Raw genomic sequence first — 3,045 nt, 5'->3', positions numbered from 1 at the left:
GCAAAAACCGAAAAGTGTTACCCATGTGTCCGGTACAAATCGTCACCTATCTCTCAGGTCGCTCAGCCCCTGCGGGCTTCGGGTGGCAGGCCACCCGGAACCGCATTCGGGCGTAGGAGTGTCGCCCGAAGCTACGAAGTAGCGTAGGGGGACCATGTGGTACGTCTATTTCCTGCAGCTCGACAACGGCGACGTCTATGTCGGATCGACCAACGACCTCCGACGACGTTTCGAATCGCATCGATCGGGGTATGTGACTTCGACCATGGCTCATCTGCCTGTAACCTTGAAGGCCTACATCGCGGTCGAAACCGAGGCCAACGCCCGGCAACTTGAGCGATATTTTAAGAGCGGATCGGGCAAGGCCTTCGCGAACAAGCGCTTTTGGCGGTAAGGCCTTGTGACGGCCATTTGAGATTTATCTATTTGAAATTAAACGAAAAATAGCGTGATGATCTGCTTTTCGTCGACCTCCGTTCGCGATTCTGACTGGAGGTCAGAAAATGAACATCAAGAGCCTTCTTCTCGGCTCAGCTGCGGCCCTGATCGCAGTTTCGGGCGCCCGCGCCGCCGACGCGGTGACCGTCGCCGAGCCGGAACCGGTTGAATACGTCAAGATCTGCGACGTGTACGGTTCGGGCTACTTCTACATCCCCGGCACCGAGACCTGCCTGCGCATCGGCGGCTATGTCCGCTACGACATCGGCGTTGGCGACGTCGGCTCGTTCGATGGCGCGCAGACCGCCGACCATGAGGACGGTGACCGGCAAGACACTTTCTTCAAGCATGCCCGCTTCACGCTGAAGACCTGGACCGGCCAGGAAACCGAACTCGGCACGTTGAAGACCTTCACCGAGACCCGCTTCAACTTCCAAAATTCCAATGCGGCCATTCCGCTCAACACGGCGCACAACGGGGACACGGCCTCGCTGAACTTCGCCTGGATCCAGCTCGGCGGCCTGCGCGTCGGTAAGGACGAATCGGCCTTCAATACGTTCATCGGCTACGCCGGCAACGTCATCCAGGATACGCTGGTTCCATACGGCGACTTCGACACCAACGTCGTCCAGTACTACTTCGATGCCGGCAACGGCTTCTCGGCCGTCGTCTCGCTCGAAGAAGGTTCGGGCGTCGTCGGCACGATCGACAGCTACGTTCCGCATGTCGTCGGCGGTCTGAAGTGGACGCAGGGCTGGGGCGCCATCAGCGGCGTCATCGCTTATGACAGCAACTACGAGGAAGTCGCCGGTAAGGTCCGTTTGGACGTCAATGTCTCCGACGCGCTGTCGCTCTTCATTATGGCCGGCTACGGCACCGACGACAACCTCAGCGACGACGCAGGTAACGTCATCGACGCCGGTGGCCGCGGCTTCTTCAAGCAGTGGGGCGGCAACTGGGCTGTGTGGGGCGGTGGCACCTACAAGTTCAACGAGAAGACCTCGTTCAACCTCCAGGCGTCGGCTGATGATGAGAAGAACTATGCCGTCGCGGCCAACGTCGCCTACGACATCGTTCCCGGCTTGACCGTCACGGCCGAAGTCGATTGGTCTCACTGAGGTGAAGAAGGCATCAACTGGACCGACAGGTCCGTCTTCGCCAAGAAGGATGCAGTCGGCGGTATGCTCCGCTTCCAGCGCTCGTTCTAAGGGCTGGAATTCTACATGTGAAATCCGGCCCGGGCGTCTGCACGCCTGGGCCGTTTTGTTATCGTGACTTGGACGTGGGGCGAGCCGAAGGAAAAAGGGGGTCGATAGCTGAGCAGGGTCTTTCAGGGCGATTTTCGTGGGATCCGACATTTTGCGGATGAAATCGTTTTGTCAGACATAAACTCTTGAAAGGACACGTCCAAGCGGCTAGGTCTCGCCTATCCACTCGGGGGTGTGGTCCAAAAATGACGAATGAAGCGATTCAAGAGGGAGCGCCCTCTGACCATTTCGCGGTTTTGTCTTCTCAGAATTCGAAGTTTAGGTATACATACAACAAGATCAGAGAAGTAAAGTCGTACAGGGTCGGGGAGCTTTTTTCAGCATATCGAGATATACTTTGGGATGATGGGCGACATAAATACAATGTCAGCTCTTTCATTGGTGAAATAGACGAGATCCTTCTGGGAGAACGTTTCAGCACCTTTGACCAGAACACCCTGGACAATCTTATCGGCACCTTGCGCCAGCGCGGGAACGGCAACGCAACCATCAATCGCAAGATGGCTGCACTCAGCAAATTGCTGCGCAAGGCTCACAAGATGGGGGATATCCACAGCCTGCCCGAGTTCCGCCGCCAGAAGGAGCGGGCGGGACGGATTCGTTTCCTCGAACGGGACGAAGAGGCGAGGCTGTTCGCCGCCATCAAGAGCCGCAGCGAGGATGCTTACAGGCTTTCCGTTTTCCTTGTCGATACCGGCTGCCGTCTCGGCGAGGCGCTCGGCCTGATCTGGAACGACATCCAGGAACACCGCGTCTCGTTCTGGATCACCAAATCCGGCAGCAGCCGCACCATCCCGATGACCGAACGGGTCAAGGAAGTGATCAAGCTGCCACCGACTACCGAAGGGCGCCGGCCGAAGGGCCCGTTCACCAAGCTTACCCAGGCGCAGTACCGCGCCATCTGGAACGAGGCGAAGACCGAGGTCGGTCTCGGCGCCGACGAGCAGGTGGTGCTGCATATTCTGCGCCACACTTGCGCTTCGCGTCTCGTCCAGGGCGGTATCGACATCAGGCGCGTGCAGATGTGGCTCGGCCACCAGACGCTGTCGATGACCATGCGCTACGCGCATCTCGCCACCAACGATCTCGACGGCTGCGTCGTCGTGCTGGAGAAACCGCGCGCCGATGAGACGCCGCGCCCGGCGGAGGCTTCGGTGTTTGCGTCGCCGTTGACCACGCCGTCGCGCGCCGCGACTGCTTGCAAGGAGAACGGACCGGAACCGGCGAAGGCGCGCCGCAAGAGCTCGAAGGGCAAATAGCTTCGCCGGGCCATTCCTTCTCCCACAAGGGTGTTTGGACCGGGGACATCGCGAACAGGTGTGCGAGGACATCGCGAACA

At 59.0% G+C, this 3,045-nt stretch carries 2 protein-coding genes and 1 pseudogene; all 3 read left to right on the top strand.

Annotated elements, in window-relative coordinates:
• Positions 1–154: 154 nt before the first annotated feature.
• The 3 genes and pseudogenes from RFM40_RS33315 to RFM40_RS33305 all read left to right on the top strand — a co-directional run bounded on the left by RFM40_RS33315 (position 155) and on the right by RFM40_RS33305 (position 2,965).
• Complete coding sequence (locus RFM40_RS33315; RefSeq protein WP_320279035.1) at positions 155–394, top strand: GIY-YIG nuclease family protein; 240 nt, start codon at positions 155–157, stop codon at positions 392–394.
• Between the two features lie 109 nt (positions 395–503).
• Positions 504–1,646, top strand: a pseudogene (locus RFM40_RS33310) (porin).
• Between the two features lie 245 nt (positions 1,647–1,891).
• Positions 1,892–2,965 (top strand): tyrosine-type recombinase/integrase, encoded by a 1,074-nt coding sequence (locus tag RFM40_RS33305; protein ID WP_320279036.1) that lies wholly within the window; start codon positions 1,892–1,894, stop codon positions 2,963–2,965.
• Positions 2,966–3,045 lie beyond the last annotated feature (80 nt).

Source organism: Mesorhizobium captivum (assembly GCF_033977165.1).
In the GTDB taxonomy this organism is placed as follows: Bacteria; Pseudomonadota; Alphaproteobacteria; order Rhizobiales; family Rhizobiaceae; genus Mesorhizobium; species Mesorhizobium captivum.
Note: the sequence above shows the minus strand (reverse complement) of the source record. Positions and strands in the feature narration are given on the sequence as shown.

Coding starts and splice junctions, on each gene's coding strand:
- RFM40_RS33315 (WP_320279035.1), top strand. CDS start 155: ATGTGGTACGTCTATTTCCTGCAGCTCGACAACGGCGACGTCTATGTC.
- RFM40_RS33305 (WP_320279036.1), top strand. CDS start 1,892: ATGACGAATGAAGCGATTCAAGAGGGAGCGCCCTCTGACCATTTCGCG.